At 45.8% G+C, this 24,357-nt stretch carries 23 protein-coding genes; 3 read left to right on the top strand and 20 right to left on the bottom strand.

Features of this window, described 5'->3' with window-relative positions; translation table 11 throughout:
- Positions 1-121: 121 nt before the first annotated feature.
- From V6C21_RS00335 to V6C21_RS00325, 3 genes are read right to left on the bottom strand one after another with little or no spacing between them, the layout of a single operon-like run.
- Complete coding sequence (locus V6C21_RS00335) at positions 122-1,237, bottom strand: hypothetical protein (RefSeq protein WP_034839031.1); 1,116 nt, start codon at positions 1,235-1,237, stop codon at positions 122-124.
- Positions 1,238-1,278: 41 nt separating this feature from the next.
- Complete coding sequence (locus V6C21_RS00330) at positions 1,279-2,268, bottom strand: acyl-CoA dehydratase activase-related protein (protein ID WP_479268042.1); 990 nt, start codon at positions 2,266-2,268, stop codon at positions 1,279-1,281.
- Between the two features lie 18 nt (positions 2,269-2,286).
- Positions 2,287-3,258 (bottom strand): acyl-CoA dehydratase activase, encoded by a 972-nt coding sequence (locus tag V6C21_RS00325; protein ID WP_034839030.1) that lies wholly within the window; start codon positions 3,256-3,258, stop codon positions 2,287-2,289.
- 303 nt (positions 3,259-3,561) lie between these two features.
- Between V6C21_RS00325 and V6C21_RS00320 the strand changes: the two genes are divergently transcribed.
- On the top strand, positions 3,562-4,158 hold the full coding sequence (locus V6C21_RS00320; protein WP_034839029.1) for a DUF4364 family protein: 597 nt from the start codon (positions 3,562-3,564) through the stop codon (positions 4,156-4,158).
- 65 nt (positions 4,159-4,223) lie between these two features.
- Here the strand turns inward: V6C21_RS00320 and V6C21_RS00315 are convergent, their stop codons facing one another.
- The 13 genes from V6C21_RS00315 to V6C21_RS00255 form a co-directional block, all read right to left on the bottom strand.
- A complete protein-coding gene (locus V6C21_RS00315; RefSeq protein ID WP_045085952.1) occupies positions 4,224-4,898 on the bottom strand; it encodes a sugar transferase in 675 nt (224 codons plus the stop codon).
- Complete coding sequence (locus V6C21_RS00310) at positions 4,888-6,051, bottom strand: DegT/DnrJ/EryC1/StrS family aminotransferase (protein WP_034839028.1); 1,164 nt, start codon at positions 6,049-6,051, stop codon at positions 4,888-4,890. The genes V6C21_RS00315 and V6C21_RS00310 overlap by 11 nt, the downstream gene beginning before the upstream one ends.
- Before the next feature lie 33 nt (positions 6,052-6,084).
- Positions 6,085-7,305 carry a glycosyltransferase family 4 protein gene (locus V6C21_RS00305; RefSeq protein ID WP_034839027.1) on the bottom strand — a complete coding sequence of 407 codons (1,221 nt, stop codon included), beginning with the start codon at positions 7,303-7,305 and terminating at the stop codon, positions 6,085-6,087.
- A gap of 26 nt (positions 7,306-7,331) precedes the next feature.
- Positions 7,332-8,453 carry a glycosyltransferase gene (locus V6C21_RS00300; RefSeq protein ID WP_479268041.1) on the bottom strand — a complete coding sequence of 374 codons (1,122 nt, stop codon included), beginning with the start codon at positions 8,451-8,453 and terminating at the stop codon, positions 7,332-7,334.
- 15 nt (positions 8,454-8,468) lie between these two features.
- Positions 8,469-9,527 carry a glycosyltransferase family 4 protein gene (locus V6C21_RS00295; RefSeq protein ID WP_479268040.1) on the bottom strand — a complete coding sequence of 353 codons (1,059 nt, stop codon included), beginning with the start codon at positions 9,525-9,527 and terminating at the stop codon, positions 8,469-8,471.
- The gene (locus tag V6C21_RS00290; RefSeq protein ID WP_479268039.1) at positions 9,527-10,759 is read right to left on the bottom strand and encodes an O-antigen ligase family protein; all 1,233 of its coding nucleotides are present in this window, start codon (positions 10,757-10,759) and stop codon (positions 9,527-9,529) included. The genes V6C21_RS00295 and V6C21_RS00290 overlap by 1 nt, the downstream gene beginning before the upstream one ends.
- 214 nt (positions 10,760-10,973) lie before the next feature.
- Positions 10,974-12,134, bottom strand: coding sequence for a glycosyltransferase (locus V6C21_RS00285; protein WP_045085357.1), 1,161 nt, complete (start codon positions 12,132-12,134; stop codon positions 10,974-10,976).
- Positions 12,131-13,540 carry an MATE family efflux transporter gene (locus tag V6C21_RS00280; protein ID WP_479268038.1) on the bottom strand — a complete coding sequence of 470 codons (1,410 nt, stop codon included), beginning with the start codon at positions 13,538-13,540 and terminating at the stop codon, positions 12,131-12,133. The genes V6C21_RS00285 and V6C21_RS00280 overlap by 4 nt, the downstream gene beginning before the upstream one ends.
- A 4-nt stretch (positions 13,541-13,544) precedes the next feature.
- On the bottom strand, positions 13,545-14,660 hold the full coding sequence (locus V6C21_RS00275) for a Gfo/Idh/MocA family protein (RefSeq protein ID WP_479268037.1): 1,116 nt from the start codon (positions 14,658-14,660) through the stop codon (positions 13,545-13,547).
- A gap of 41 nt (positions 14,661-14,701) precedes the next feature.
- Entirely contained in the window at positions 14,702-15,793 is a 1,092-nt protein-coding gene (wecB, locus tag V6C21_RS00270) for a non-hydrolyzing UDP-N-acetylglucosamine 2-epimerase (protein WP_479268036.1), read from the bottom strand.
- 12 nt (positions 15,794-15,805) lie between these two features.
- On the bottom strand, positions 15,806-16,522 hold the full coding sequence (locus V6C21_RS00265) for a DapH/DapD/GlmU-related protein (protein WP_479268035.1): 717 nt from the start codon (positions 16,520-16,522) through the stop codon (positions 15,806-15,808).
- Positions 16,519-17,832: a nucleotide sugar dehydrogenase gene (locus tag V6C21_RS00260; protein ID WP_045085353.1), complete on the bottom strand. Its 1,314-nt coding sequence runs from the start codon at positions 17,830-17,832 to the stop codon at positions 16,519-16,521. The genes V6C21_RS00265 and V6C21_RS00260 overlap by 4 nt, the downstream gene beginning before the upstream one ends.
- A gap of 11 nt (positions 17,833-17,843) precedes the next feature.
- Positions 17,844-19,769: a polysaccharide biosynthesis protein gene (locus V6C21_RS00255; protein ID WP_051492435.1), complete on the bottom strand. Its 1,926-nt coding sequence runs from the start codon at positions 19,767-19,769 to the stop codon at positions 17,844-17,846.
- A gap of 311 nt (positions 19,770-20,080) precedes the next feature.
- Here V6C21_RS00255 and mscL point away from each other — a divergent pair, with 311 nt between their 5' ends.
- Positions 20,081-20,557: a large-conductance mechanosensitive channel protein MscL gene (gene mscL / locus V6C21_RS00250; protein ID WP_045085352.1), complete on the top strand. Its 477-nt coding sequence runs from the start codon at positions 20,081-20,083 to the stop codon at positions 20,555-20,557.
- Here the strand turns inward: mscL and V6C21_RS00245 are convergent.
- Entirely contained in the window at positions 20,522-20,779 is a 258-nt protein-coding gene (locus V6C21_RS00245) for a pro-sigmaK processing inhibitor BofA family protein (RefSeq protein WP_034839004.1), read from the bottom strand. The genes mscL and V6C21_RS00245 overlap by 36 nt on opposite strands.
- A 65-nt stretch (positions 20,780-20,844) precedes the next feature.
- A complete protein-coding gene (locus V6C21_RS00240; protein ID WP_045085351.1) occupies positions 20,845-21,120 on the bottom strand; it encodes a DUF2508 family protein in 276 nt (91 codons plus the stop codon).
- 331 nt (positions 21,121-21,451) lie between these two features.
- Between V6C21_RS00240 and V6C21_RS00235 the strand changes: the two genes are divergently transcribed.
- Positions 21,452-21,625, top strand: coding sequence for a hypothetical protein (locus V6C21_RS00235; protein WP_479268034.1), 174 nt, complete (start codon positions 21,452-21,454; stop codon positions 21,623-21,625).
- Positions 21,626-21,768: 143 nt separating this feature from the next.
- Here the strand turns inward: V6C21_RS00235 and rnr are convergent, their stop codons facing one another.
- Together rnr and secG are read right to left on the bottom strand one after the other, a co-directional pair.
- On the bottom strand, positions 21,769-23,871 hold the full coding sequence (rnr, locus tag V6C21_RS00230) for a ribonuclease R (RefSeq protein ID WP_479268033.1): 2,103 nt from the start codon (positions 23,869-23,871) through the stop codon (positions 21,769-21,771).
- 124 nt (positions 23,872-23,995) lie between these two features.
- The gene (gene secG, locus V6C21_RS00225) at positions 23,996-24,250 is read right to left on the bottom strand and encodes a preprotein translocase subunit SecG (protein ID WP_034838999.1); all 255 of its coding nucleotides are present in this window, start codon (positions 24,248-24,250) and stop codon (positions 23,996-23,998) included.
- Positions 24,251-24,357: the final 107 nt, after the last annotated feature.

Genomic DNA, 24,357 nt, shown 5'->3' with positions numbered 1-24,357 from the left:
GCCGCAAAATCTAAAAAGTTCAAAAATGCTCAATCCTCGTCATAAAATATTGCAATCATATTATAGCAGTATGTCTTTTTTTTATCAACACAAAAGCAAAACAGCATTTTATTTGTCAAAATCAGGCACCGAGCAACTTCTTGCCTGCTTTATTTCTCATCTCCCTGCGCATTTCAAGCATATCGCAGAATGCCTCAAGCCTTGTGATATATCCGGCTTCTGCCGTCTGTTCGTCAACTATAAGAGTCATTATGGGTACGCCGTATTTCTCCTCAATGTCGCGGAATGAGCTTTGCGCAATTATTTCCGGCATACAGCCGAATGGGTATATCTGTATTATCCCGTCGAGCCCGTCTTTGCTCATAAGGGCGGCGTTGCCTATCGTATTGATCCCGTGGCCGCCGATATCATCTATATGCATATAGGGCTGCGCGGCGTCGACGGCTTTATCCCTGCCGTGAATAGGCACTATCGCCTCGACAAAATGCTTTTTAATCCACATGCTGACGCCCATTGTATTATAGACGTCCGCACCGAGGCCGCCCAGTTTCTTTTCAATATCAAGATTGCATGAAGGCTCACTGGCAATAAAGATTTCGCCGACAAGCCCAATTTTTAGCGGGTTTGCATTTGGGTCGAGTTCTACCTTTTCAAGGGCATTTCGCGCTTCTAAAATAGCGTCCCTGATATTATGAAAACCGCGTTCGGTCTGCACTCGTTTCTCAAAGTGCTGCATTATGCGGTTGGCTTCTCCGCGATTTATTTCCCGCGGCCGGATATGCGCCGCCTTTTTATACAGCCCATCGACGGCAAATACAGTCCACGCCGCTTCTGTCACCGCCTTTGTGACCGTTGTTTTTGTCCTGCCATGCAGAAAAGGGCCCAATTTATCCATGATTTCTTTATAGGTCAGGTGATTCAGCGTCAAGTGAATATAGTTGAATTTATAACCCATGCTCTTCAAAATTTCCTTGTGAAGATCGCCGTAATAACTAAGCCGGCATTGTCCGCTGCCGCCGCCGAACAGTATCGTGTCGGCGCCGTGGTCAAGCCCGTCGAGGAAGTTGCCGAGTATCGTCTTGAACGGCAGGCACATGAATTCCGGCGAATTCTCGACTCCGCGCTCAAAAGACGCCCTGTTCCCGACAGGGGGCATGTAATAATCGAGCCCAAGCCCGTCAAGAAGAACCTTAACGGCAACATAAGCATTGCCCATATGCGGAAATGTAATTTTCATAATCCCCTCCATAAATTTTAAATTGCTTTAATGTTTTCGGCTTATGAAATCATATCAAGGAATGCCTCTATTCTGGTATCAAAACCCGCTTCGCCTGTATGCTCGTCAACAGTCAATATCATCAGCGGTATTTTGTTCCCTATTCTCCGGGAAATAAACTCGGTGACAAGTGAATCAACCCCGCAGGCAAACGGAGTTAAGTATATTATTCCCGCCACATTCGGATTTTTTTCGCAGATATAGGCGCAGCCCAAGTTATCGCTGCCTATGCCATAAAAATTTCTCTTTCCGAAGTAAGGGTAAGCGCTTTCAATTCGTTCATCATGGGGCAATGTATCCGGGGTAATAACATTTAGATGGGCGGCCTTGAGCTTGCCAATAAGGTTCATGCTCAAAAACCGGTCATAAATCATATATGGGTGACCGAGCACTGCGACGGTTTTTGATGCATTGAAACTGCCGATCTCCATCTCGCTTGTCAGCCTTGCGCGGGCGTCCGCATTGAGTTTGTTTTTCACTGCGTGCTCAAAGGCCTCCTCCGCCGCTTTCTCGGAGATATTCAGGCGGTGAGCAATTTCGTCAAGTGTCTTATTCGTCCTTTCATAGCCCTTGTCCACATCGATAATTACCTCCATAATGTCGGCCCTGCCCCTGATATTCATTCTTATCATATCTGGAAGCCCGCAGAGTTTCGGGCAGCACTTCTCATGCTTTGCCGTGCTCATATACCTTGGGATAAACACAGTGTCGCACTTATCTGCAAGCTCCATAACATGACCGGCCATGACCTTTACCGGCAGGCAGGTCTCGTTGCTGCAAACCGACACGCCCCTGTCGAGTATTCTTCGGTTCGTTTCGGGCGATACCCGGACATTACATCCAAGCAGCGTGAAAAAGTTCTGCCACAGCTTGCCGTGCTCATAATATGTCATGGCACGCGGCAAACCTACGGTTATTTTCGCCGAAGTGCGCTCATTTTTGTCTTCCCTTTGCCTGAGCATATAATGTATTATTCCATTTAAACCGTTCATGCAGATTTACATGCCCCCTTATGCCGACGCGCTCAAGTTCGACCATTTCCCGCATTTGTCACCCCAGCGGGCAACAACCTTTCCGCCCATGGTTATTTCTATGACCTCACAGTTGTTAGCGCAGCCGCCGCATTCCCTGCTGTTTGTCTCATAGTGTGCGCAGGCGTTTGCAAATCCGCGGAAGGCAGTCTTTTCCCCGCTCTTCTCCATCTTTTTCTGGGCAAGCATTGCCGCGCCCCATGCGCCCATGACGTCATAATACTGGGGAATGATAATCTTCTGGGACAGCGCTTCCTCAAACGCCGCGACGATACCGGCATTTGCTGCCACTCCTCCCTGAAACATTACCGGACCGGTAATCTCTTTGCCGCGCGCAAGATTGCTGAGATAGTTTCTGACAAGGGCCGTACAAAGCCCCGCAATAATGTCCTCTATTCTGTGCCCCATCTGCTGTTTGTGTATCATATCCGATTCCGCAAAAACCGCACAGCGCCCCGCAATCCGCGTCGGCGACTTTGCCGTCAGCGCAAGCGACCCGAATTTTTCAATGGGAATACCGAGCCGCTCAGCTTGGCGGTCTAAAAATGAGCCTGTTCCGGCGGCGCAGACCGTATTCATCGCAAAATCAGAGACAACGCCGTTTTTGAGAAAAATAATCTTTGAGTCCTGACCGCCTATTTCCAGAATGGTCGAAACCTGCGGAACTACACGCTGAGAGGCGACAGCGTGTGCAGTTATCTCATTCTTAACAATATCGGCGCCACATATTACCGCAGCAAGCTGTCTGCCGCTGCCTGTCGTTCCGACACCTAAGATTTCCTCATCCGATACTTCTTTGCAGAAGTCTTTGAGACCGGCGGTCAAAATATCAATCGGCCTGCCGCCTGTCCTGAGGTAAGCTTTTTTTACTATTTCACCATTCTGCGACATCAGCACTATATTAGTGCTCACTGACCCAACATCAATACCGAGATAATATCCGTCCTTCATGTTTAAACCCCTTTAAGTCGGATTATATAACCGCTTCGTAGTTATGCTTATTTTATGAAGTTAAACCGTCAAAATTCAGCATTTGGATTGCTTTGTTAACTTCATAAGCATTACACTTGATTATTTGCATTGTTGGGTTATTTTATTCAGCAATATCGCAGCGTCACAGCATAAAGCACATTATTGTCCGACTCTTATAATTCAGACGCAAAAAAGCACTTTTATTTTTAGCCCGATTATGATACCCTTATAACAGACATCATAGATACTACCTTTTTGTATTAGATATGAGGAGGACGGAAAATGCCAGGTGACGGATTCATAGAGGGCGTCGAACCGGGAGGACTTAAAGATATCAGTGAAATAAAAATCCTCATCTGCTATCTGCTGAAATCAGTCGGCAAGCCACTCTCATTCAAAAGTCTCAACGAAATTGTCCAGCACGACGGCCTTTGCAATTACTTTGCCTTTGCAAGCGCCCTTCATGAGCTTTTAGTCTCAGGTCATATCGACATCGTAAAAGATGGTAATACTGAGCTTTATAAAAATACAAGCCTCGGAGTTGAAACTGCGGAGCTGTTTGAAAGGCGTCTGCCCGCCTCAGTTAGGGAAAAGGCTATAGGCACCGCCGTCAAGCTGCTTGCCAAAATCAAGCGCGAGTCGGAAAACCGCGTCGAAATCGAGGAAAATCCGTCGGGCGGGTATAATGTTATCTGCAATTCTTATGACATGGGCGATACGCTGATGTCTATAAAGCTGCTTGTTGTGGACAGAGACCAGGCGGAGCTTATAAAAAAGCAGTTCCAGTCGGCCCCTGAAATCGTATATAAGGGCGTTCTGGCCCTTTTGACCGGGGACACAAAAGCCGCCGCGGAGCTGATAAAGCCCGCTGAAGAATAGAAATACATATCGCCGCAAAAAAATCGGCTGCCTTGTTTTGAGGCAGCCGATTTTTTGTATCTCTTTTAATTCTGTTTGTTTAACATCTCGTCTTTTTCAAAGATGCATTTAAAACTCCGACCGATTATCTTTAAATCATTCAAAAACGAAAACTCCTGCACATACTGGCGGTTAAGCTTCATCTTGGCGGGCAATATTTCTTCGACATACTTGCGTTCCGGGTCGTCACAGCCCGCCAGCATGTCGTTTTCATGCCTGTAGGCGATGGCAACCGGCGAGGTAAGCCCGGGTTTCATAAGCAGGGTTGCGTAATCCTCCGGGGTATAAAGTTCGACATAATGCGGAACCTCCGGCCGGACGCCGACAATCGACATCGAGCCCGCGAGCACCTGAAAAAGCTGCGGGAACTCATCGAAATTTGTGGCCCGCAGGATTCTGCCGACGCGGGTTATGCGGCTGTCGGTGCTGCCCACTGTGATTTCCCCGCTCTTATCGGCCCCGACAACCATTGTGCGCAGTTTGAGGACGTATAGTTCGCGGCAGTCTTTCCCAACGCGGAGCTGCCGGTAAAAAACAGGCCCTTTGGTGGTCTTAACCATAGCGACCGCTATCAGAAAAAACGGGAACATCACAATAATACACAGCAGTGAGGCAAAAATGTCAAAAACACGCTTGGCGACAAGACCCGCTGCGTGATTCTTGAGATGTTCGCGGTAAGGGTCAAGCGATTTATCGAGCATGTTTTGCCGAAATTTCACAAACTGCGTCTGCGACATAGTTCACATCCTCTTCAGTCATAGATGGGTAAAGCGGAAGCGAGATTATTTTTTCAAAATACGCCTCCGTATTGGGCAAATCACCCGGCTTTGTGCCGTAATGTTTGCGGTAGAACGGGTGCAGGTGGACGGGAATGAAATGCACACTCGTTCCGATATTCATTGCATTTAGTTCCTCGATAAACTCGTCCCTGTCTATATTGAGTTCGTCTTTCTCTATCTTTATTATGAAAAGGTGTCTTGAGCTGCGGCCGTTTGTCGTCTCCGGCAAAAGGCTTACGCCCCTGACATCCTTAAGACGCTCTTTATATATCCTGTAAAGCGATTCACGTCGCTGCTGCATAAACTCCAGCCTGTCAAGCTGGCAGATACCCAGCGACGCCTGAATATCCGTCATATTGTATTTATAGCCCGCAACCTCAACATCGTAGCGCCATGTGCCGCCCTTCGCGTATCTGTTCCAGGCGTTTTTGCTCATGCCGTGGGAAGTGAATACGCGCGCCTTTTCGGCGATCTCCTCGTCGTCAGTGGCGAGCATGCCGCCTTCGCCCGTCGAGATGTTTTTGGTGGCGTAAAAGCTGAAAGCGGCCGTATTCTTTGACCCCACAAGCCTGTCGCCGCACTTTGTATAGAGCGCATGGGCCGCGTCCTCGAGAATAAAGAGTCCGTGCTTTTCCGCTATCTTCTCTATCCTCGACATATCGCAGGGCTGCCCCGCGTAATGGACGGGAATAATCGCCTTGGTCTTTTCGGTTATCCGCTTTTCTATTTCATCAGGGTCGATAAGCCCGGTGTCCGGCGATATGTCCGCGAAAACCGGGGTCGCGCCGCAATGTGTTATTACGTTGACTGTGGAACAAAACGTCATCGAGGTTGTTATCACTTCATCGCCAGGGCCAATACCCTTGACCGCAAGGGCTGTATGAAGCGCTGCTGTGCATGAATTAACTGCGACGGCATATTTGGCCCCGACATATTCGGCAAACTTCTTTTCAAATTCCGCGGTTTTTGGCCCGCGGGACCACCAATTTGATTTTATTGCGTCCTGCACAGCGCTAATTTCTTCGTCGCCCCAGTATGGCAGGCAATACGGCAGGAATTTATCTCTTTTCTTCATTGTTTTCACCTGTTCTTATCTTAAAAGTCCTTGTTATCTTAGTGCGTCAAGAAATTTTTCAGCGAGTACGGCATAATCGTTGTTTTTTAAAACATATTCGCGCCCGCGCCGGCCCATTTCTTCCCGCTCCTCTTCCGTTGCAGACATAAGTTTGCGCACCGCTTCTGCAATAGACTGCGGCGTGCCATCAGGGGCTGAAACGCCGCATTGAGCCTCCTCGACAGGATTGTTTGAGGAGTCAACTGCGTAGATTATGGGCCTTGCGGCCAGCATATAGTCAAACAGCTTATTCGGGCTCACGCCGTAATGGAATAACCGGCATTTTGAAAGTCCCATATAGGCGGCGTCAACATTTGAAAGAAGCTGTCCCATATCCTTTTTTGCCACAGGGTCAAGAAAAATCACGTTGTCCGGTGATTTCTCTTTTGCAAGCTTAATGAGGCGCTCCTTTTCATTGCCGCTGCCGACCAGCACAAATTTTACTTTTTCATCTTTCAAAAGGGCGGCGGCACCGATAAAATTCTCGAGGGCATTCGCGGACGCGTGATTTCCCGTATACGCCGCGATAAAGTAGCCCTCTTGCCGCAGTTTAGACAGGGTTTCCGCCTGGCTGCATAGGTTTGTGTTGGTTTCGATTTCAGCAGGGATTACCCCGTTCGGGACATAAGTAAATTTATCTCTTGAAACGCCCCGCTCCTCCATGTGTATATATGCGTGGGGCAAAATCGAGATGACCTTTTTGGCATTTTTAAATGAGAAATCCTCAGCCTTCTGGAGCATGCGGACATACGGGTTCGACGTTTTCAAACCGTAGATTTCTATCTGCGTCAAAGGCCAGAGATCATGTATCTCAAAATAAAATCTTCCGCCTGACAAATCTGCAATTTTTTTCGCAACATAACTGTCGAACGGATATGTCGACGAGGCTATAACCGCTTCCGGTTTATACTTTTGGGCAATCTGTTTAGCATGTGCCTTCAGTTTAAAATAAAAGGCCGCGATATTCAGCGCTCTGCCTACGCCGTTGCCGTGGTATGAAGGCGTTTTCACCCAAAGATATGTTATGCCGTCGATATTTTCTTCCGTAAAATCAGTCTTAATATCCGGATTTTTCTTTCTGAGGTGGCTGAAGTCCGCCGCCAAAATGGTGACCTCGTTGCCACGTTTTACCCATTCCCGCGCCATATAATACGGCCGGAATTCCATGCCGTGATATACCGAACCAGCATAGTGATTTATTAGCAATATTCTCATATTATCCCCCATCTTAGGGTCTTAATTTAACTGTTTCTCCTATTCATCATCAATGACGACATTGCCGTTTCTGTCAGGGCGTTTTCCATCTTCCTGACACAGTCTGACCATTCGTAACAGTCCTGAACATGGCGTCGGCCAGCCTGTCCCATAGTATACCGGAGTTCAGGCGAAACGGCGAGCGTAAACAGCTTGTTGGCAAGCAGCACCGGGTCGCGCCGTGTCACTATAAACCCCGTCTCATTGTTTATTACAACTTCCTTGAAACCGTCGACGTCACTCACCACGACGGGAACCTCGCACGCCATGGCTTCAACCGCCGCCACACCGAAACTTTCGCTGTCCTCCACGCTCGGCGCGCAGAATATATCAAAGCTTGACATTATGCGCGGCACATAGGCGTGCGGAACAGCACCGTGGAACTGCACTTCCTCTTCGATATTGAGCTCATGGGCAAGCGCTTTTAACGATGGCAAGAGGCTGCCGTCCCCGTAGATCTCAAGTTTTATACCATTTGGCGGCATCTTGTTCTCTTTAATCATACGGTTTTTGAACAGCGAAAAAGCGCGTATCAGGTACTCAACCCCATATTTCGGTTCGAGTGCCTTGACGATACCTATGGTTATGCGGTCTTTTGGAGGCTCCCCGCAGCGGCAGAATACCGAAGTATCGACACCGAACGGCGTTATATATATCTTCTTGTCGGTCAAGTGAACCCTTCTGACCTGTTCCGCCATCGCGTAGCTGGTCGAAGCGATCGCTGTCGCAGCCTCTAAATTTTTGATAAGCATTCTTTTGTTGATTTGGCCGGCATTGGGAAAATCATAGACATCACTGCCCCAAACCGAGAGCAGGACGGGCTTTATGCCGCACAGTCTTCCGAGAGTACCGTACCCGGAAGCATAATGCACATTTAAAACATCCGGCCGAAACTGCAAAAGCTGTTTCTTCAATTCGCGGGCACAGAGCCAATAACCCGCAACACCGCCCCTGTGGAGGTAATGAACCCTTATGTCGTCAAGCACACCTGGCGGCGCCTTTTGGTCCGGCAGTGAAAAGAGCTTAACTACGTGCCCGTTCTTGGCAAAAGCCTTAACCCATTTTATCGTGTGAATAGACTTTGCCGCGGCAAGAACTGCAATTCGCATAATAGCCTCCAAATCTTAATTTAATATCTCGTCGGCTGCCTGACGCGCTCTGTGAATCCAAAGGTTGTTCTGCCGTAATGTATTTATCGCGTTGACTCTGCAAAGCCGAAGCTGCCTTCTATCGTCGATTATAGATTTGATGGCTGACGCGTATGCTTCCGGGTTATCCTCAGATACCACGCCTATGCCGTTTCGCAGCACAAATCCGGCGGTTTCCCTGCAATTAGTCGCGACGACGGGCAGCGCCCGGGACAAATACTCAAACAGCTTGACAGGCATGCAGAAATCCATATAAAAATCGCGCCTGCTTGGATAAAGCGCTATGTCGCAGTCCTCATAAAGCGGCCTTAGCTTTTCGTCGCCCGACAGGTGGACTATATTAAGCCACGGAGCGCCCTTATAGGCATCGAAAAAGTCTTTCATCTCATTCTCACGGCAGCATACAGTAAGCTTTATGTCGGCTTTCATTTCATCGTTAAGTATACTAAAGGCTTTGAGCATTATGTCTGTGCCGTAAAATTTTGAAACGCCGCCGATATAGAGAGCCTTGCGTCTCGTTTCATGCTCCGGAACAACGAGGTCAGTACCGGCAGGCGGCAATACGCTTTTGCGTTTCAAGTCAAACAAATCTGCCATGCTTTTCGTTGGAAAAAACACAACTTTGCAGGTTCTTTTGATGATAAATATGTCAAACCTGTGCATCAGCGTAAGGAAAAACCTTTTTACGCCTTTAACCGGCCACCAGTCCGCAAACAGCCAGTAGGCGTCGCGGTAGAAAAGCCCTATTGGTACCTTTTTAAATTTAAGGTAAAGCAGCAGCAGATGGTCGCAAAGGTTGAAAAATGGCCCACTGGGCGGCTCAACATAACAAAAATCCGGCAGGTTGTGCCGAATTTCACGATACTTTTTAAATACCCGATGCCAGCGCTCTCGTTTCCGGTTTTGAAGCCCAGAGAGAAGGTCCACTTCGTATCCCAGCTTGACAAAAGCATCATACATGCGTTGAGGCCTGACGCTTGAGCCTGACTTCATATCACCGAAATCTATAAAACTAATCAGCAAAAGGCGCGGCATCAGTCACACTCCTCATTAAAGAGTTTTTTGAAAGAAAATTGCCTGTTTTCTAAAGGTATATCATTGTTGAATAAAAGCTTATCCGCAGCAAAGAGGATTCCGAACAGAACCCATAGGACGCTTATATGTAAAGCGTCCGACGGCTGCAAGCTTTCAAACTGAAAGGCAAGCAACATCAACAAGCACAGTATGCTAAAAAAGCCGTGTCTGCTGTTTGCCCTTGATTTTTTGTAAAAGTCAACGGCAAGAAATATTACCATCAATACATAGATTAAAAAGATAAATATGCCGAACTCGGCGAGAATTTCAAGCGGTGTATTATGCAGGTTTATAGGGCGTATCTCGGCATATTTGGGGAGCAGCGGCACGCTGTTGCCTACGCCGACTCCTGTCAGCAGGTGCGCGGCAGACATTCTAAGACCGCTTATCATTATGGTCAACCGCTCATTTACTGAATAATCTTTCCGCGTAATGGTTTGAATCTTAGTGAAAAGTGTGCCATTTTTGATTTCGGTCAGCCTGAGGATTAATTCGGCAAAGGGCAGACCCAGTATGAATGATAGGGCGGCAGACGCAAATTTCCTGTAGTTTTTTACAGTTAAGCAAACTAAAAGAATCAATATGGAAAGAGAAAAAATAACGCCAAAACTGATTCTTGCACGCCCTCCCAGCAAATTCATAAAAACAAGAACCGAAAGGGCAAAACCGCATATTTTGCCGGCAATGCCGCCGACCCAGTCAATCAGTGCAAATATCGCAAAGGGCGAAAAAAGCGTGAAGAATGTCGCCAAGTCATTCGTATTATAAAAAGACACGCAGGGGTATTTGTGCCCATATACGTTGACTTTTGAGAGCATTGATTCGCTTGGGTCAAAGAGGTAATTTCCCGAATACATTTCGTAGATACCGATAACAGCCGTTATCGCGAGGCAAACAGTCATAACCCGCAAAAAGTTCTTTAAATCGCCCTCATCTTTTAAAAATACTGTAATGTAGAATACCGTTGCAGCGCCAAAAAGCTGGAATACAACCTGATTAAGCGATGTTTGAAAATCTATTGCGAACCTCAAAGAGAAAAGCGAATAGAGAACCAATATGGCAATCGCCGCAAAATAACGTGCCGACCTTCCAAATCTTATGCCATTCACGCCTTTTTTAATTATATATATAACGGTAAGCGCACCTAATATTATCCAATAGATATGCGCCAACGTCAGATAACAAGAATCCATAAACTCTGCAATAATCACATGCGAGGCAAAAAGCAGTACCGGAGTAAGTAAAAGAACTAATATTTTTATGAGTTTTTCTATAATTTCAGTTCCTTTATTTAAACTTTCCAGTGGAAACACCCCTAATGGAAGATATGCTTTTTAATATCGAAGCATGATAATAAACCGAATTTTATTAAGTGCTTCATATCTATATTTATTGACAGAAATTTTATTATTCTTCAGTTTGCGCGGAAAATCTGCGCCTATTCTCGAGTATATGAGCATAAAGCTGCACAAGCCTTTGGCAAATATAACTTTTTCCGAAACGCTTCATGCAGTCCTCCCGCAGCACGAACGGGTTATAGCTTTTCGCTCGCCGATACATGTAGATGAGCGCGCGTTCCATTGAAAGCTCGTCCCCGGGGTTAATAAGCAGCCCGTTTTTAGAATTGACGATACTTTCTGGGCCGCCGCACCTCGTTGCTATTACAGGCTTGCCGCAAGACAGCGCTTCAATCAAGGAAATACCAAAGGTCTCAGTGTAACTTGAGCATACAAAGCAATCGCAGCCGTTGTAAAATTTCGGCGCCATAGCCCTGGTTAAGAAGCCGGTTAAATGGACACTGTCTTGGAGTTTTAATTCGGTTATAAGGTCTTTGAGCGCCTGCTCCTGTTCACCTGTCCCGGCTATGTAAAGCTTTGCGCCGGGCATGTGGCGATAGGCTTTGGCAAAGGCGCGAATTAAAATGTCATAGCCCTTGACCGGCACGAGATTGCCGACAGCACCAAACACAAATTCCCCAGTTGGTTCCACATTCGGGATAATTTTAAAACTTGATGTATCAACCATATTGGGAATAAACAGCGTATCCGGCTTTTTTGAAACCATGCGCGCCTTTAAGTCCTCGCTGACCGCAATTGCACAGTCGCATGCCTCAAGTGTCTTTTCAAACTGATATTTGAGGTCATCGTCCATCTGGCCCAAAATGCCGCTGTAATGCTCAGTATAAACGAGCGGAAGGTTGTGATTACGGCAGAGATTTATCGCCGCTATCCCCATACGGCATGAGTGCAGATGGACAATATCCGGCTCCCCGATATCGCGGCATACCCTATCGTACAAGGCCTCCAGCATTTTTGTGAGCTGAGGCCATCTGCCGCGCTCTTTAAAGGGAGTTAAAGTACGTTTCCTGTAAATGTATGTAGGCACCTCGGCGTCATAGTCCCTGTAAATGCCGCGGCGTAACATGCCGAGCTTGAACCTCAGGTCTGGGTATGCAACAACTACGTCGACTCCGCTTTCAGCGAGCGACTCGGCCTGCTCCTTAAAAAATATTCCATTGTTCGGTTTGTCCTCTGTCACATACCATGACGGAATAATCAGTAATCTCATTGCACTTCCTTCTCATCTGCTTCTATATCTTCGCCGTCGAGGCTAACTATCGAATTACTTTTCCTGCGTTCCAATTTATTGCAGTAATATCTTAAATAAATGACCGCGGCAACGGACGAGATTATATAACCAATCAGCAGCCCATAAGCCGCACCATTTATACCGAAGCTGTAAGTCATCGCCCAGCAAATACCTATATGCACCGTCGATGAGAAAATAGCGTTGGCTATATTAAAACGCACCTCGCCGATTGCCGCAAGTATATTGCCGACGGGCAATCTTACCGCGCTGTTGATGGCAAATGTTATGAAGAATACCCGCATAAGGCGAATTGCATTGTCAGTTTTAAATCTGCTGCCGAAAACAAGCACAATCTGCGGGGAGAATATAATACCCACCAGCGATATTATGCCCATGGCGGCAGATATCCCGAGGATTACCTTTTTTGTGTTTTTGAAAATCCATTTGCCGTCGGTATAATTCTTTGCAAAATACGGGTAAATAAAAACCACAACAGAACTTGAAATGAACTGGATACTCGCCGGAACAAGCTGCGCTACCTTGAAATCGTTGTAGAGCAGCTTTGACACCATCATACTTAAAACAATGCTCTCATTATATGGCATCATCAGTGAAAAAGCATTCGCAATAAGCGTATTGAGAGCATATTTTATAGCGCCAACCTTCTCGGTTCTGCTCAGTTTAAGCGGCTTTTCCTTGAATGCAGGAATTGAGCGAATTGTTTTGAATATTATGATAAGGACGATAACATAAGCTATATACCGCCCGAGAACCGCTCCCTGCATTGTAAGCCCAAAGGCGCTGAAAACAGCCGCCAGAATGCACGGTATTAGGGCATAGGATAACGAGAATATAACGGAGCTTCTTGCATATTTTTTGTTTTCCCGATTCGTACGCAGAAAATTCTGCATTGAGTTGAACAAAAAATCGAGAAAAAGCGAAAACAACATCAGCCCGAGAATCTTATCGGCGCCGAATCTGACAATATAAATGCCGAACAGCTCAGGCAAATACAGCAGCAATCCATAGACTAATAATAACGCTATATCAGAGATAATTCCGAATTTTATGGCAAAATTGAAATAACTCTTTTGTTCTTGAGGCGTGTCAAACGCCGAACAGTACCGCAGTATGACATTCGTCATACCGAGCCCGTTGGCAATCAGCAGATAACTTAAAAAATCGTCAGCAAGCTTGAATGTCCCGTAAGAGTCCCCCATTATGCGGGGAAACAGCAAAACAGAAAGAGCAGAAACAACTTTTACAAGCGTGTTGCCGCCCAAAATATGAAAAAAACCATTCCTGGAGCCTTTTTTCGCAAGTTTTTTGCCGGATTTTATTCTGTTTTTTAAGGCACCAAAAATACTATCGGCTTCGAAACTCATATCATTACCTTTCCGCCTTTTTATCAAAGCGGCCCGTAAAATCAACACTTGCGCAATGTTCCAGAGGAAGCTTCACAGGGCCTCCCAACGCCGCGGATTTGTATATGGCAAGGACAAGCTCAAGGGCAGCGCGCCCCGCTTCGCCAGAAACGTAAGGGTCGCGGTCGTTCTTTATGGCGCTGGCCATATCGGCATAAAGCGGCGTATGCCCAAAGCCGTAAACATTCGGCGGATTTTCGCTGAAGGTTTTTATTACGTCCTCCCTTTCAGCCATATTATCTGCAAAGCTCCACTCTTCAATTCGGTTCACGGATTTTCCCCCGGCCTTTACCGTTCCTTTCTCGCCGAAAATATAAAGTGTCTCCTCAAGATTCTTCGGAAAGACATTTGTTGTGCCTTCAATGAGACCGTATGCACCGTTTTTGAATTTGACTATGGCAAGTCCCAAGTCCTCCGCCTCAATATAAGGATGGGCAAGCCTGTCTGTATATGCCATGACTTCAACCGGGTCACCGAGCATCCAGCGGAGCAGGTCGATATTGTGAATACACTGGTTCATAAGGGCACCGCCGTCGCTCGCCCACTTGCCGCGCCAGGACGCCTGCCTGTAGTAATCCTCCACGCGGTTCCACCTGATGTGTGCCGCCGCATGGTACAACTTTCCGAAGCGCCCTGCCTCGAGGGCGGCGCGGATTTTCTGTATTGATTTGTTAAAACGGTTCTGATGGCAGGCGCAGAGCTTAACGCCCTTTGCCTTTGCGGCTGCAATCAGCCTGTCGGCGTCGTCGAGGGACATGGCAATTGGCTTTTCCACTATAACATTGCAGCCGGCGTTTATGATTTCCAGCGCGATTTCTGCGTGTTTCCCGCTGTCCGTCGCGACCGCCGCAAGGTCTGGCTTTTCTATTTTAAGCATTTCGCGGTAATCTTCATACCTTTTTATCTTGCTGTTTTCAAGGCCGAATTTTGCAAGCAGTTTTTCCATGTTTTCAGGTATAATATCACAAACCGCGGCAATTTCAAGCTCCTTATCGTTTGCGAGAGCCGCCGCAATATGGTTCGGCGCTATCCTTCCGCATCCGATAAGTACATATTTAATTTTTTTACTGGGGTTATCCATTTTTCCTCCGTTATTGCAACGCTGCGTTTGAAGTCAAGATATTATTTTAATATAGACGCAAGCGTGCCGCAAATTTTTTCTGCGGCATTGCCGCCGCCGTAATAATCTTTCCACATCAATGGGTCTGGTTTTGTATTTGCCGCCTTGTTTATAATATCCTCAGTCTCGGCATGCGCAAGTACATTCCAGCTGCCCATGAGGGTTTCGACCCATTCCGTCTGTTCCCTTACAGTGACGCAGGGAACTTTCAAGAGGTAGGCCTCCTTTTGAAGCCCGCCGCTGTCGGTTATAATCTTTTTTGCGTTATACTCAAGAAAAATCATATATAAGTATCCGACAGGCTCGACAAAATGGATATTTTTATATTTGCTTTGTTCTATAATTGTATTGATAATTGTTCTTGTGCGCGGATGAACTGGGAAAATCACTGGAAAATCAAGATTTTCGAGCGCTGAGAGTATATTCTTGACTTTTTCCGGCCCGTCAGTGTTCTCTGCCCGATGGATTGTTGCGAGATAATACCCGTTTTCTAAACTTGATTCAGGTTTATCGTAAATATACTTAAGCTCACTGAAATTATAATGCCGTTTTTCAGCGGCAGCTTTGTAAAAATACAAGGCGTCGCACATCACGTCGCCGACATTATAGACATTGTCCTCTATGCCTTCATTTTTAAGGTTGTTGACGGCCGCTACGGTCGGGCAGAACAGCATACTCGAGATATGATCCGTCAAAACCCTGTTTTGTTCCTCGGGCATAAGTTTATTATATGAACGCAGCCCGGCCTCGACATGAGCGACCGGAACGTGAAGTTTTGAAGCTGCGAGGGCTCCCGCAAGCGTTGAGTTTGTATCTCCGTAAACAAGCATGGCGTCGGGCTTTTCGGATAACAGAAGCTCTTCAATCTTTATGAGCATTTCTCCTGTTTGCTTGCCATGGGAAGCCGAGCCGACGCCCAGATTAAAGTCCGGTTTTGGAATGTCCAATTCCTCAAAAAAGATATTGGACATATTTTCGTCATAGTGTTGGCCTGTATGAACAAGAATTTCTGTATTCTCTTTTCTGAGCGCCCGCGATACCGCAGCCGCTTTTATAAACTGCGGGCGCGCTCCGACTACTGTCATTATCTTCATATTGCTGCTCCGTTAGTCTTGATTTTTCAAAAGCTGCTGTGAAGGCACATTGCGCAGTTTTTTTGCCGGATTGCCGGCGACAATCTCTTCTTTGTTTACATCCTTTGTGACAACTGAGCCGGCTGCCGCAAAGCTGTCGTTTTCAATAACACGGCCCGGCAAAATGACAGCGCCCGCTCCGATACGCCCGCCGCGTTTAACCGTTACCCCGCGGTAGGCCCCAAAGCGCTCCTTTGAACGCCCGGCAAAGTTATCATTTGACGTAACGACACACGGCGCTACAAAGCAGTCATCCTCGATGACAGAATAGGCGGTTATATAGGCGTTCGTTTCGATTTTGCACCGCGCGCCGATCTTACAGTGGTTCTCGACAGCCGCACCGCGGCCTATTATAGTTTTTTCGCCTATCTCTGTGTCTTCCCGCACTGTCGCCATATCGGCCACAAGGACATTGTCGCCTATGACGCTGCCCGCATAGATTATGGCTCCTGTGCCGATTATTGAGCCGCTGCCGATTCTGGCAGGCTCGGCTTTTTTTGCGTCCGTTGCCGCGCTCAAGGCTGCTTTCATCGGCTGTTTTCCTATATCGGCAAAATCGTCTATCCTCACGTTGTCGCCGATAATTGTGCCGGCCCGTATGACTACATGATGCCCTAAGACACAGCCCTTGCCTATTACGGCGCCCTCTTCAATTACGCAATACTCGCCCTTTGTATATCCTTCCGTCATAGCAGCTCCACGTTGTCGGCGTCAATGCCGGCCATGAGGTTTCTCGTATCAAAAACGCGTTTTGCGTTTTCGGCTATGAATTTGGGGTCATAACAGCTATGGTTTGTTGTTACCACCGCAATATCACAGCTTCTGAGCAACTCCGCCGTCAGTTCCGCCGACTTATATTCCTTTCCGTTATGTTTAAAGGTGGGAATATACGGGTCGTTTACAATAACATTTGCGCCGGCATTTTCAAACAGGGTAATAATCTTGAGCACCGGCGATTCGCGCAGGTCGTCGATATCGGGCTTGTACGCTGCGCCGAGAAGCAGTACCGTTGAGCCGTTGAGGGGCTTTTTATCCCTGTTAAGTATACGGCTTACGCGCTCGACAATATATTCAGGCATAGCGTTGTTTATTTCGCCGGCACATTCGATAAGCCGCGTATGGTAATTATATTCCCGGGCTTTCCAAGTCAGGTAAAACGGGTCGAGCGGTATGCAGTGGCCTCCGAGGCCCGGGCCGGGATAGAACGCCATGAAGCCATAGGGCTTGGATTTGGCAGCGTCAATTACCTCCCAGACGGGGATATTCATGCGGTTGCACAGTATTGCCATTTCGTTTGCGAGCGCAATATTTATATTCCTGAAGGTATTCTCAAGTATTTTTTCCATTTCCGCTACTTTGGGGCTTGAAACCTCATAAACTCCGCCTTCAAGAAAACTTGAGTAAAGCAGTGATGCAAGGGCGGTACACTTACGGGTTACGCCGCCGACAACCTTAGGGGTATTCTTTGTTTTATACTGTTTGTTGCCGGGGTCAACCCTTTCCGGTGAAAACGCGAGAAAGATGTCTTCCCCGACCTTCAGCCCTCTTTCTTCAAGCAGCGGCTGTATGACTTCCTCAGTAGTGCCGGGATAGGTAGTGCTTTCAAGAACCACCAACATTCCCTTGTGGGCATAGCGCGCCACTTCCCCGGCGGAAGCCTTAACATAGCTGATATCCGGCTGCTGGTAAGCGTCAAGCGGCGTCGGAACGCAAATTGATACGCAGTCACATTCTTGGAGCTTTGAGAAATCTGAAAATGCTTTTAGTTTGCCGGAAGCAGCAAGGTCCTTTAAGTCCTTGTCAACAACATCCCCTATGTAATTGTGTCCTGCATTGACCAGGTCAACCTTTTTCTGCTGGACATCAAACCCATAAACATTGAAGCCCGATTTTGCCATTTCTACAGCGAGCGGCAGCCCTACATATCCGAGCCCAATCACGCCCAGCTTCGCTGTTTTATTGCTTATAGCTTTCTTTAAATCATCAAAATACACTTTTATAGGCCCCCAACCTATATCTTTTCTTTATTATACTTGAACGTCGGGACAAGGCGGCTTACACAGCTAAACATGCCCTGCTCGTCTCCTTTGTTGATGCGATCTTCAAGCTGTTTTATAAGTTCGCTTAATTCCCGCTCATTATATTCAACTGGTTTGCATATATAAATCTTGTTATTGGGCGTCTTGACAACGTCTTCTTCTGCAAGGCTGATTTCCTCAAAGAGTTTTTCACCCGGGCGCAGGCCTGTAAATTCAATCTTGATATCCTTCTCCGGCTCATATCCGGAAAGGCGTATAAGGTCACAGGCAAGGTCATAGATAAGCACAGGCTTGCCCATATCGAGAACAAATATCTCACCGCCCTTAGCCATTGCACCCGCTTCAAGCACCAACTGAACCGCTTCGGGAATCGTCATAAAATACCGGCGCATTTCGGGATGCGTTACTGTCACCGGCCCGCCTTTCTCAATCTGCTTTTTGAAAAACGGAACGACGCTTCCGCTGCTGCCCAGAACATTGCCGAACCTTACTGCGGCAAGATCTGTCTCACTCATGCGGTTAAACAGTTGTATCGTCATTTCGGCAATGCGCTTTGTGGCACCCATTATATTGGCCGGATTAACCGCTTTATCCGTCGATATGAGGATAAACTTTTCGGCCTTGTATAATATCGCCGCCTGCGCTACATTTATAGTACCGAAAACATTGTTTTTAACCGCCTCGCTCGGGTTAAATTCCATCATCGGTACATGCTTATGCGCCGCAGCGTGAAATACTACCTGAGGCCTGAATTCATCAAAAATCTCGTTTACACGGTTGCGGTCCCTTATTGAACCGAGTTTAATTAAAAAACGGCTTTTGTCATATTTTTCTTTTAGCTCATTCTGGATATCAAACAGGCCGTTTTCGTGAATATCAAAAATAATGAGCTTTTTTGCGCCAAACGAAAGCACCTGACGGCAGATTTCCGAACCTATCGAACCTGCGCCGCCGGTTACAAGGACAGTTTTTCCCTCAATAAAGCCTTTAACGACCTTCATGTTAAGCTGAATGGAATCACGGCGGAGCAAATCCTCAAGGTTTATGTCCGAAATGTGGGCGTTTGCAAGGGTTTGTTCATTGACATCGTCAATCGTGCCGAAACGCTTTAAGGCGCAGTGCATTTTATGGCACTTTATCAATACTTCTTTGACGGTTTCGCTGTCAGCCGTCGTCATAGCCATGATTACTTCTTTTATTCCATAATCATTGATTACGGCCTCTATCTTATCTTTTCCGCCGACAACGGGAAGCCCCGCAACCTTCTTGCCCCAGAGAGCCTGATTATCATCAATAAAACATACGGGACGCAGGTCATCCTCCGGGTGCCCTTCAAGCTTATGGACAAGGTCTATACCGGCTTGTCCAGCGCCATAAATTAATACGCGTTTCATTCTGTTCCGGCGGCGGATAAGTGAAAGCCTTAGATAAAACCAATAGCAAAATCTTATCGCAGCACGAACAGATGTTATAAACAAAAGCTGCAACATAGCAACAACCGCTATGTATTCAGCCGACAAGGGAAGCTGTTTTACAACGATAATAATGGACATCGTAACAGTATTTAAAACTACCGCTACAACGAGCCTTGTAAATTCGCCGATACCTGCCCGGCGCCAAACACCTGCATAACAGCCGCACAGCAAAGTGCTCAGAATGACGATTATGATAGAAAGGACAGTATACTGCTGCAGAAATTTAATGTCATTTTCCTGAAGCCCATGATATCCGTACCGGATACCAAAACCAATCAAAACAGCGCCGGCAGCAGAAGCACAATCCCAAATCATTAGGGATAAAATCGAAAGTATTTTATACAGCGTATTTATCGTAAATATCTTTTTTACCATATCTTTAGCACTTATACGAGACGGTTTCCATTTGCGCAATATGTGCATTGATATATTCTCTCCTTATTCGCCGTCCTGAAAAATATACTTTAAATTTTATCAGCGCGAATTAAAAACCTTCGTGATCCAATCTGAGGGCTTATCTCTCCTGAAGGGCGAAGGTTCCGATTATAATCTTTATTCAAATGTTGTAAAAGTCAGCTTCTTGATCCACAAAGACATCCAAACTTAGTACAATTATACGTTCGCTCAGTCCCTTTGTCAAATATTTAAAACCTACGCTAATTGCATTGAACTTTGAATTAAAATATAATAAAGGACGAATGAAAAATCATTCGCCCTAAAGGAGATTACTATATATGAAAAAATTTATTGAGGAATTTAAGGAGTTTGCCGCCAGAGGCAATGTAATAGATCTTGCCGTCGCTGTTATAATCGGCAACGCCATCAATAAAATCGTATCAAGTCTCGTCAACGACATCTTTACACCAATACTCGGTATTTTCGTCGGAAGAATCAATATTACGTCATTGTCCCTTACCATAAGTTCGCGTCTTACCGGCGGAAAAAACCTTGTAATTGGCTACGGCAACTTCCTACAGTCCGTCATCAACTTTCTGACTATTACATTTTGTATTTTCATCATTCTCAAGGGCCTGAACAAGCTGCGGGAATTTAATTTCATTAAAGCAAAGGAAAACGAAGCGAAAGAAGATGAGCAGGAAAAGCCTACAACCGAAGAACTGCTGATGGAAATACGCGACCTTTTAAGGGAAAGGCAAAACAAACCGGACACCGTTTCAGATATTCCAGATGATCTTGAGGAAAAGCAGTGAAATAACTCCCGGCAGGCCAAGTAATGCCGCCACTGCAAGTGTCCAAACGCTCACCGCAATATAAATGCCGGTAAAAGCATATGTAAGGTCAATAACCGCAAGCGTCATAAGGCCTGTCGCCGAGCTTGCGATTATTTTTTTGAGAATACCTGGGTTCCTTATAATTGCAATAGCAATCCCGCATAAAAGAGCAACTGCGGCAATTATTAAATATGTCTCCATAGTATACCTCCGTGCCGGATAAAACGGCTATGTCAAAAAGTCCTAAAACTTTAAATTGCTATTCGTTATAAATGTGTTGTATGCTCCAGTGCATCAACGCTTTTCGTCAGTCCCTGATTACGGGCTTCCCTTAATAAATACCGGTAGCGCGCCGTAAGAGATTTCATTTCGTAAATGCAGGCTTCGACTAAATCAGGGTCGCTCTGGCTTTCAAAATTGGCTGATACTGTCTCAAGCCTTAACTTAATCAGTTGAATTTCGTCCAGTAAATTTAATTTTGATTCAGACTTGTTCTTTTTGTTGAACACTGTTGCAATAACACCAGAAATGGCTTTCTCCATTAAATTTACCGCCCTTCTTTTAGCAAAGCACCATACCTCCGTATTTCATTATTTGATAAAATATGCGGAGTTCCTCAGGAAGCTCTGCTATATAATATATGCTATATTTTGGACATAAATTATCCAATTTATACCACATTTCACAACAAAGTTTATTTTTGATACAGTCGCATATACTACTAAAACCGGTACTTTCATTTTTGTATAAATTCACAGAACAGAAACAAGTATGGTCAGGCAGTACACGTTTTCACAAGTTCGAGCAGCACTCAAAGCTGTTCTGACTAAATTAAAATGTACCTGATAATTTTAAATATGAGCGGAGGTAATTATGTCAGATCAAGAAGGAATTAAGTCTGTGATTGAAAGATACTGCCCGGTGGTTAAACACAATGTAGCCGTTGAAGTAACACGATGCGGTAATAAAGAGCTCGGCTCCAGTTGTCTCAACAAAGCTAACTGTGAAAAGCAAAACGGCGGCTGCTCAAACAGTTTTATAAATTAAATCTATTATACAAAAAGACTGCCTCATAAAATGTACTGTATTAAATTGCCTGCATGCAATTTTGCGTTGCGGCAAAACAGCCTTTTTATGAAGCAGTCTTTAGTTTTTATCAACTTTTTACTTTTAGTATCCGCTTTTAGCTATCAAATTAATGTGAAATCAATACGTCCTGACGGGATGTCAGTGCCAGCCAGTATGACATTTACCTCGTCGCCGACGGTATACGTCTTTCCTGTAGCCCTGCTTTTTAGCGTCATATTCTGTTCATCAAAGTCATACCAGCCCGGCATATTTTCTATTCTGACTAAGCCTTCCACTGTATTCTCCAGCATTACATACATCCCAAAGCTCTTGACCGATGAAACATGCCCTGTAAACTTTTCGCCGATATGTGACGACATATACTCGGCTTTGTACGCGTCCTCGCAGCTCCACTCTATCTGCATTGCGGCAATCTCGCGTGCAGATGAGTTTTCGGACGCATGCGTCACAAAGGTGTTGTAGCGTTTAGCAAGCTCTTCAGGGGTTTTATTGAGCAGCAGGTCGCTGAGAATACGGTGAATTGCAAGGTCGGGATAACGCCTTATCGGCGAGGTAAAATGGCAGTAATACTTGAGCGACAACCCGAAGTGGCCGATACAATCAGGGCTATAACGCGCTTTTGACATTGAGCGCAGAATGACATTGTTCAGCGCTTTCTCTTTGGGAGAACCTTTTATCTTTTCAAGTACATTTTTAATATCGGCGGGTTTAAGGCCCGGGTGTATTGCCCTTGTGTCTATGCCCGCGGCATTTAACGCCGCCGCAAGTTCCATTAGTTTTCCCTCTTCAGGTGCCTCATGGATACGATAAACAAAAGGCAGCTTCCGGGAAAAGGCAAATGTCGCGACAGCCTCATTCGCACACAGCATGAATTCTTCTATCAGGCGTTCGGCTTCACCGCGTTCGCGCCTTTTGATGTCTATCGCTTTGCCGTCCTCACCTATTATTATTTCCGATTCATCGGTCTCAAAGTCGAAAGCTCCCCTGTTTGAGCGCACCTTACGCAGCAAAGCGGCTAACTTCCGCATTATTTTAAGTGACGGCAAAACTTCACTGTATTTTTGCAGCAGTTCGTCATCGGCTTCACCGTTAAAAATCTTGTTGACCTCGCTGTAAACGCCCTTGACCCTTGACCTGATAACGGACTTTGCCAGTTTATACGATACCAGCGAACCGTTTTTGTCAATATCCATGAAAGCCGAGAAAGTCAGCCTGTCTTCTCCCGGGTTAAGGGAGCATATGCCGTTTGAAAGCTCTTTTGGAAGCATGGGGATTACTGAGTTGCCAAAATAGATGGACGTTCCCCTCAGATATGCCTCCTCATCAAGTGGTGAATTGGGCTTTACATAGTGTGACACGTCCGCGATATGGACGCCGAGCCTGTAACCGTTTTCAGTCTCCTCCACCGAGACGGCGTCGTCAAGGTCCTTTGCCGTTGCCCCGTCGATTGTGAAAATCGGAAGATGCCGTAAATCGAGTCTGTCACCATCAATTTCAAATTTGCTCGAAACCGTTTTAGCCTCGTCTAAAACTTCGTTCGGGAAAACTGTCCTTGCGTGGTATCTGTCAAGAATAGACTGGCAGCAAGCACTGGCACTGTCTGGCGGCCCATAGGATTTGATGATTGTAGCCTTTGCCTCACATCCGCGTTTCTCATAGTTTCGCATTTTTGCGAATACCATTTCTCCGTCATTGATGAAACGCGTTTCTTTGGGATTAACCTTGATTTTTCCTTTATATTTCGCGTCCGGTACCACATACGCATGCTTGCCTATCCTGTGAAATATTCCTGTGAATTCGCAAAATCCGCGTTCTACAATAGTCATAACAACTGCCTGACGGCGGGCGCCTTTCCGCTTTATAATCTTCACTTTTACAGTGTCTGAAGGCATTGCGCCGTTTAAATCTTCAGGAAAGATAAAAACGTCAGTATTATCTTCGGAAAGTCTTGCGTATGCCCCGTTTTTGCCAACAGAAAGAATCGTCGCCAGTTCATTTTGCCCTTTTTCATTGCTGATGATTTTTCCGTTCGGCGTGAATTCTATTTGACCGTCTACCCACATCTTATTCAGAACTTTGAAAAATTGAGCCCGCGATTTTACCGGAATATTTAATTTTACTGCTATTTCATGCACTGTTGCGGGTCTGTAACCTTTTGCTTTTAGAATTTTATTTACCTTAGAAGCCAAATTTTTTGTGCTCATTATTTCCTCCGTTTTTAAATAAGCGCTTTTCTATTATTCTGACCTTAATTTTATGTTGTATTTATACCGAATTTAATTCTCTAAAACAAAAACGCCCCGCACAGGAAAGGCGGAGCGCTTAATTTTATGAGAAGAAAATCTGGGATATGTTTAGGATAACGGTCAATGCAATAAATATAACCGCTATAACGCGGGTAATTTTCGTTAACATGCTATCTATAGTACGAGCTTTATTTTTTCCAAGGAACGATTCAGCAGCACCGCCTGCAATCGCATTGCCGAGGTATGGGTCCTTGCCCTGCTGTGAAAGGACTATAATTACCAGTACAACCGAAAAGATAAAAAGTATTATACTGACAACTATCTGAAAAGCGGTCATTACTTTTTCACCTCCAATGTAATATCCAAACGCAACAACATTAAAATAAATAATACCACAGTTGCTTCATCATTGCAAATAATTTTTCAATTCTGTTTTAAACTTAA

Origin of the sequence: [Clostridium] cellulosi (assembly GCF_036762875.1) — a bacterium.
Lineage (GTDB): Bacteria > Bacillota > Clostridia > Oscillospirales > Ethanoligenentaceae > Ruminiclostridium_D > Ruminiclostridium_D cellulosi.
This window is presented reverse-complemented; position numbering and strand designations above follow the sequence as displayed.